Origin of the sequence: Pseudomonas sp. NBRC 111127 (assembly GCF_001320345.1) — a bacterium.
GTDB classification, from domain to species: domain Bacteria; phylum Pseudomonadota; class Gammaproteobacteria; order Pseudomonadales; family Pseudomonadaceae; genus Aquipseudomonas; species Aquipseudomonas juntendi.
This window is the reverse complement of sequence record NZ_BCBD01000226.1, coordinates 1-6541: the sequence shown is the minus strand read 5'-3', so window position 1 is coordinate 6541 and position 6541 is coordinate 1. Positions and strand designations below refer to the sequence as shown.

Here is a 6541-nt window from a genome sequence, read left to right as displayed (position 1 = left end):
GCGGCCTTGCGCAGCAACGCTTGCGCCGCATGCAGTTCAAGCTTCAGGCGACCGACGTCAGCGATCACGTAAGGATCGTCGCTGGCGCGCTCGACATTGGCGTCGACCCAAGGCCGCGACTTCTCGCGAACGAACTTGATCGCATCTTCGATGGCCGCTTCAGCGATACCTGCATCGATTGCTGCCTGGATCAACTGCGAGACCGCGCCCTGGGTATTGGGTATATCGCGCTGGCGCCAGTTGTCGATCACCAGCGCCGCCTCCACCGGCACCTGGTCCAGCAGTACCGTGCCGCTGGCGGTGGTGCGCTGGCCAAACCCGGACCAGTCATCGACGATGCGCAACCCCGGGCTGCCTCTACGTACGAACGCCAGGCGCTGACGGCCGTCGTCGTCCAGGGCTTTGACCGCCACCCAATGGGCGAACAGGGCGCCGGTGGAATAGAACTTCTCGCCACTGATGCGATAACCGTCGCCGTTGCGGGTGATACGCGCGGTGAGCGTGAGGGTGTCCTTGGTGCCGCGCTCGGGCCCAGCATTGCCGATGCGCCAGCCTTCGAGCACGCTGCGGAAAACAAACGCCTGTTGCGCTTCGCTTGCCGTCAGGCGCAGCAATTGCAGGATGCCGAACTGGTTCTGCGGGATCTGCCCCAGGGCCGGGTCGGCGGCGCTGATCAGGCGGAACACTTCGGCGATGGTGGCGAACGAAACATCGGGGCCACCGTGGGCCTTGGGTACGCTGATGCTACCCAGCCCGCTGCGGGTGAACAGCTCGACCTCGGCCCATGGCAGCTTGCGTTGCTGGTCGCGGCGGGCGGCATGCTCGCGGGCGACCTCGGCCATTTCGCGTGCCGCTTGCAAGGCTTCGGCGTCGTTGCGCAACACCTTGGCTGGCAGCAACGGGGGAGCGCTGTCGAGATCGCTGTGTAATAGGCTGTTGGGTTGGCTGGACATCAGTACCGCTCCTTGGCTGTACTCAATGCCCTGGCGTTACGCACTGGGGAAATTGTGATGCTGACCATTCCTGACCTCGCGAAAAGTAAAGCCGCTACAGCTGGTCGCGGCGAACGTGTGCTGGTCCGGTGGTCCGGTTGATATACCCTAATGCTTTATAAAAATTTAATGAACTAACTCTTTGGAATATATATAGAAGGAGAGATTTCCGCGGCTACGCCGACCTCTTCGCGGATGAACCCGCTCCCACAGCGTTAACCCTGTGGGATCGGGCGAGCCCGCGAAGGGCCCAGAGCAGGCCTACTCGGAAGCAGCAGTCCCAAGGAACTTGCGCAAGAACTGCCGGGTACGCTCTTCCTTCGGCGCCGCAAACAGCGCTTTGGCCTCGCCTTGCTCCACGATCACGCCTTTGTCGAAGAAGATCACCCGGTTAGCCACGTCCCGGGCGAAGCTCATTTCGTGGGTGACGATGACCATGGTGCGCCTTTCCTCGGCCAGGCCGCGAATGGTCGCCAGCACTTCACCCACCAGTTCCGGGTCCAGCGCCGAGGTCGGCTCGTCGAACAGAATCACCTCGGGCTCCATGGCCAAGGCGCGGGCGATGGCCACCCGCTGCTGCTGGCCACCGGACAGGCGCCGCGGGTAGGCATCTTCCTTGCCCGCCAGGCCAACCTTGGCCAGCAAGCGGCGGCCCAGTTCGACAGCCTGTTCGCGCGGGGTTTTCTTGACGATCACCGGCCCCTCGATCACGTTTTCCAAGGCTGTGCGGTGCGGGAACAGGTTGAAGTTCTGGAACACGAACCCGGCCTGCTGGCGCAACCGGCGGATCGCACTTTGCTGCCCCCCCAGTGGGCGGTTGGCATCGATGCTGATGGCGCCGATCTGGATCTGCCCGGCGTCGGGCGTTTCCAGCAGGTTCAGGCAGCGCAGGAAGGTGGTCTTGCCCGAGCCGCTGGGGCCGATGATGGCCACCACCTCGCCGGGCTGTACGGTCAGGTCAATGCCGTTGAGCACGGTCTGGCCCTTGAACCGCTTGGTCAGGCCTTTGACTTCAATCATGCTCAATGCTCCTGGTCATGCTGATTGACCCGCGCTTCCATACGGTTCTGGAAGTGCGCGAGGATGCTGCACAGCACCCAGTAGATAACCGCTACCGCCACGTACATGGTGAACACTTCGAAGGTGCGCGCAGTAATCAGCTGCGCCTGGCGGAACAGCTCGGGTACCTGGATGGTGGCTGCCAGGGCGGTGTCCTTGACCAGCGAAATGAAGCTGTTGCCCAGCGGTGGCAGGGCGGTGCGCAGGGCCTGGGGCAGGATCGCCCGGCGCATGGCCTGCACCCGGGTCATGCCGATGCTGGCCGCAGCTTCCCATTGGCCACGGTCAATCGATGAAATCGCCGCGCGCAGGATTTCGCAGATGTAAGCCGCCATGTTCAGCGACAGGCCAATCAGCGAGGCCGGGATGGGGTCGAGTTCGATCCCGATCTGCGGCATGCCGAAATAGATCACGAACAGTTGCACCAGCAGCGGCGTGCCGCGAAAGAACGACACATAGATCCGCGCCAGCCAGTTGAGCGGCAATATCTTCGACAGCCGCATCAGCGCCAGGGCAAAGCCCAGCACCAGGCCGAAGAACATGCCGCCCACGCTGAGCAGTACGGTGTAACCCGCGCCCTTGAGCAGGAAGGGCGCGGAGTCGGCTACGAGTTGCAGGCTTTCAGCGATCATTTAGTGACATCGGCACCGAAATATTTTTCCGACAGCTTGGCCAGCGTGCCGTCAGCCTTGAGCTTGTCGATGGCCTTGTTGATGGCCGCCAACAGTTCAGGCTCGCCCTTGCGCAGAGCCACGCCGCTTTCCAGGCGCGAGAAGGCAGGGCCGGCCAGTTCGGTGTCCTTGGCTTTTTGCGCGTATTCCAGCGCCGCCAGGCGGTCGATCAGGATGGCGTCGATGCGGCCGTTGCGCAGGTCGGCGAATTTGCTCGGGTCGTCTTCATAAGTGCGCACCTCGGCTTTCGGTACGTCTTGTTTCACCCACTGTTCGTAGTTGGTGCCCAGACCCACGCCGACTTTTTTGCCGGCCAGATCCTGTGCACCATTGATATTCAGCTGCTCGGCCTTCTTCTTGAGAATCAGCGCCTGGATGCCGGAGATGGTGTAAGGCTCGGAGAAGTCATACTTCTTCTTGCGTTCTTCCGAAATGGTCACCTGGTTGACCACGATGTCCAGCCGTTTGGACTCCAGCGCGGCGAGAATACCGTCCCACTTGGTTGGCTGGATCTTGGCCTTGACCCCCAGCTCTTTGGCCAGCAGTTCGGAGAGCTCGACTTCAAAACCGGTCAGCTTGCCGTTTTCATCCTGAAAGCTGAACGGCGGGTAGGTGCCTTCGAGGCCGACGTTGATCACGCCTTTTTCCTGAATGGTTTTCAGCTCTTCGCCGGCGAAGGCCTGGCCGAGCAGACCAGCACCCAGCACAAGGGCCAGGCTGGCATTGAGTAGCGGTTTGGCGAACTTCGACATGGCAGAGCCCCGCGCGTGTTGTGTAGGGAGAGGTTGGCGACTATAGAGCTGGCTGTTTAGGCCCGGAAATAATAAAAAATTATTTTGTTATTTCCATTTTGTTCTTTATCGGAGCGTGGTTGCTTTGAGGGTAGGCGAGGTTGCCTGCGCCGTCACCGCAGGGTGTGCCCGACATGGCGCAGGATGGAATAAAGCGTAGTTTTTTCCAAGAGGCGGATTTGCCGTAGAGTGGATTGCACGCAGGCACGCCCGGCCCTTTCGCGGGCATGGCGAAACAACCCGATGGCCTATACGGCAGGAGAAAACCGTGAGCGAACAACCATTATCCGGGCGCTGGCAGTTGCAGAGCATCGTAACCGGCCTGCGCGGCGCGCGTGAACAGTGGCGCACCCGCAATGGCCGCAGCAGCGGCGAGCAGGGTGGCCGCGAGCTGCCGTCGCGCGAGGCGATGCGGCAGATCCTCGAGCAACTCTGTGGTGCGCTGTTCCCTATGCGCCTGGGCCCGGTCGACCTGCGCGAAGAAAGTGAAGATTTCTACGTGGGCCACACCCTTGATGCTGCCCTGACCGCCTTGCTGGCCCAGGCCCGACTGGAGCTGCGTTACGCCGCCCGGCAAAGCCAGGCCGAGCTGGCCGGTGTGGATGCTCACGCGCTGAGGCTGGTACAGGATTTCGCGGCAGCCTTGCCAGCGCTGCGGGTGTTGCTCGACACCGATGTACTGGCTGCCTACCACGGCGACCCGGCGGCCCGTAGCGTCGATGAGGTGCTGCTGTGCTACCCCGGCGTGCTGGCGATCATCCACCACCGCCTGGCGCACCATCTGTACCGGGCAGGCCTGCCACTGCTGGCGCGCATCAGTTCGGAACTGGCGCATTCAGCCACCGGTATCGACATTCACCCTGGCGCGCAGATCGGGCCGAGTTTCTTCATCGACCACGGTACGGGGGTGGTCATCGGCGAAACCGCGATCATCGGCGAGCGCGTGCGTATCTACCAGGCTGTGACCCTTGGCGCCAAGCGTTTCCCAAGCGACGAGTCGGGCACCTTGCACAAAGGCCTGCCCCGCCACCCAATCGTCGAAGACGATGTGGTGATCTATGCCGGCGCCACGGTACTGGGGCGCATCACCATCGGTAAAGGCTCGACCATTGGCGGCAACGTGTGGCTGACCCGCAGTGTGCCAGCCGACAGCAACATCACCCAGGCCAACTTGCAGCTGGATTGCCAGGACAAGGATTGACCTGAAATTTGCCTGGCGTGCACCGGCACTTTTCAAGGTGAAACGCGCTCCTACAAGGACCGCACAGCGAGCGACCGATGTGCGCGCCAGGCGCGGGTTCACCCGCGAAAAGGCCGGGCCAGAAGCGCGCCAGTCGGCGCCCCAATTCGCATTGAACACCGATCCATGTTTAACTTGAACGCTTGTTCAATGAAAAAACGCTGGTCCGCTGCCGGTGTTCAACAGGAGGATTCCTTTGCTGAACCCGTTCATTCCGAACCTCACGTCTTTTGACGAGGTGCCTGCCCCATGAGTGCACCGACCCCATCCCTTTCCAACAGCAAGATCCGCATGAACCCGCCGGTGTTCTACTTTGCGGCAAGCTTCATCCTTATCTTCGGCCTGGTGGTCATCTCCAACCCGCAAACCGCAGGCGACTGGTTGCTGGCGGCGCAGAACTGGGCGGCCAATACGGTCGGCTGGTACTACATGTTGGCAATGACGCTGTACCTGGTCTTCGTGGTGGTCACCGCCTTGTCCGGCTACGGCAAGATCAAGCTCGGTGCCGACCACGACGAGCCCGAGTTCAGTTACCTGTCATGGGCCGGCATGCTGTTTGCGGCTGGCATCAGCATTACGTTGTTCTTCTTCTGTGTGTCCGAACCGCTGACCCATATGCTGCAGCCGCCCCAGGGCGAAGCGGGCACTGCCGAGGCCGGGCGCCAGGCCATGCAGATCCTGTTCCTGCACTGGGGGTTGCATGGTTGGGGCGTGTTCGCCTTCGTCGGCATGGCGCTGGCCTACTTCGCCTACCGCCATAACCTGCCGCTGGCGCTGCGTTCGGCGCTGTACCCGCTGATCGGCAAGCGCATCAACGGGCCGATCGGTTATGCGGTGGACGGCTTCGGCATCATCGCCACCGTGTTCGGCCTGGGCGCCGACATGGGCTTTGGCGTGCTGCACCTGAACGCCGGCCTGGATTACCTGTTCGGCATCAGCCACAGCCAGTGGGTGCAGGTGATCCTCATCACCCTGATGATGGGCGCGGCAGTGGCCGTAGCCGTTGCCGGGGTAGAGAAGGGCGTGCGGGTAATGAGCGACATCAACCTGTTCCTGGCCTGCGCATTGCTGCTGTTCGTGCTGTTCGCCGGGCCTACCCAGCACCTGTTCAACACCCTCATCCAGAACCTTGGCGATTACCTGGGCGCCTTGCCGCGCAAGAGCTTCGACGTGTATGCCTACGGTGAGAACCGCGACTGGCTGGGTGGCTGGACAGTGTTCTACTGGGCCTGGTGGATTGCCTGGGCGCCGTTCGTGGGCTTGTTCATTGCGCGCATTTCCCGCGGCCGTACCATCCGCGAGTTCGTCTTTGGCGTGCTGCTGATCCCGCTGGGCTTCACCCTGGCGTGGATGTCGATCTTCGGCAACAGTGCCCTGGACCAGGTCATCAACCACGGCATGACCGCGCTGGGCCAGTCGGCTTTGGACGACCCCTCCATGAGCCTGTACCTGCTGCTGGAAACCTACCCCTGGAGCAAGGTGGTGATCGCCACCACGGTGTTCATCAGTTTCGTGTTCTTCGTCACCTCGGCCGACTCTGGCACCGTGGTGCTGTCGACCTTGTCGGCCACCGGTGGGGATGCCGATGAGGACGGGCCGAACTGGCTGCGCATTTTCTGGGGCGCGATGACCGCGCTGGTCACCAGTGCGCTGCTGTTCGCGGGCAGCATCGATTCGCTGAAGTCGGCGGTGGTACTGACCTCGCTGCCCTTCTCGTTGATCTTGCTGTGCATGATGTGGGGGTTGCACAAGGCCTTCTACCTGGAGTCGCAACGGCAGATCGCGCAA

The 6541-nt window shown here is 62.1% G+C and carries 6 protein-coding genes; 2 read left to right on the top strand and 4 right to left on the bottom strand.

Annotated features, from left to right (window positions below; all coding sequences use genetic code 11):
* From APH30_RS25590 to tcyJ, 4 genes are all read right to left on the bottom strand, one after another.
* Positions 1 to 953 (bottom strand): SfnB family sulfur acquisition oxidoreductase (locus APH30_RS25590; protein ID WP_054914112.1); only part of this gene is annotated, 953 nt, incomplete at its 3' end.
* Positions 954 to 1253: 300 nt separating this feature from the next.
* Positions 1254 to 2012, bottom strand: a complete 759-nt coding sequence (gene tcyN / locus APH30_RS25585; protein ID WP_054914111.1) for an L-cystine ABC transporter ATP-binding protein TcyN — start codon at positions 2010 to 2012, stop codon at positions 1254 to 1256.
* 2 nt (positions 2013 to 2014) lie between these two features.
* Positions 2015 to 2683, bottom strand: coding sequence for a cystine ABC transporter permease (tcyL, locus tag APH30_RS25580; protein ID WP_054914110.1), 669 nt, complete (start codon positions 2681 to 2683; stop codon positions 2015 to 2017).
* Positions 2680 to 3474, bottom strand: a complete 795-nt coding sequence (tcyJ, locus tag APH30_RS25575) for a cystine ABC transporter substrate-binding protein (RefSeq protein ID WP_054914109.1) — start codon at positions 3472 to 3474, stop codon at positions 2680 to 2682. The genes tcyL and tcyJ overlap by 4 nt, the downstream gene beginning before the upstream one ends.
* A gap of 307 nt (positions 3475 to 3781) precedes the next feature.
* Here tcyJ and epsC point away from each other — a divergent pair, with 307 nt between their 5' ends.
* Positions 3782 to 4714, top strand: a complete 933-nt coding sequence (epsC, locus tag APH30_RS25570) for a serine O-acetyltransferase EpsC (protein ID WP_054914108.1) — start codon at positions 3782 to 3784, stop codon at positions 4712 to 4714.
* A gap of 330 nt (positions 4715 to 5044) precedes the next feature.
* On the top strand, positions 5045 to 6541 hold a 1497-nt coding region (betT, locus tag APH30_RS25565), incomplete at its 3' end, for a choline transporter BetT (RefSeq protein ID WP_177333798.1).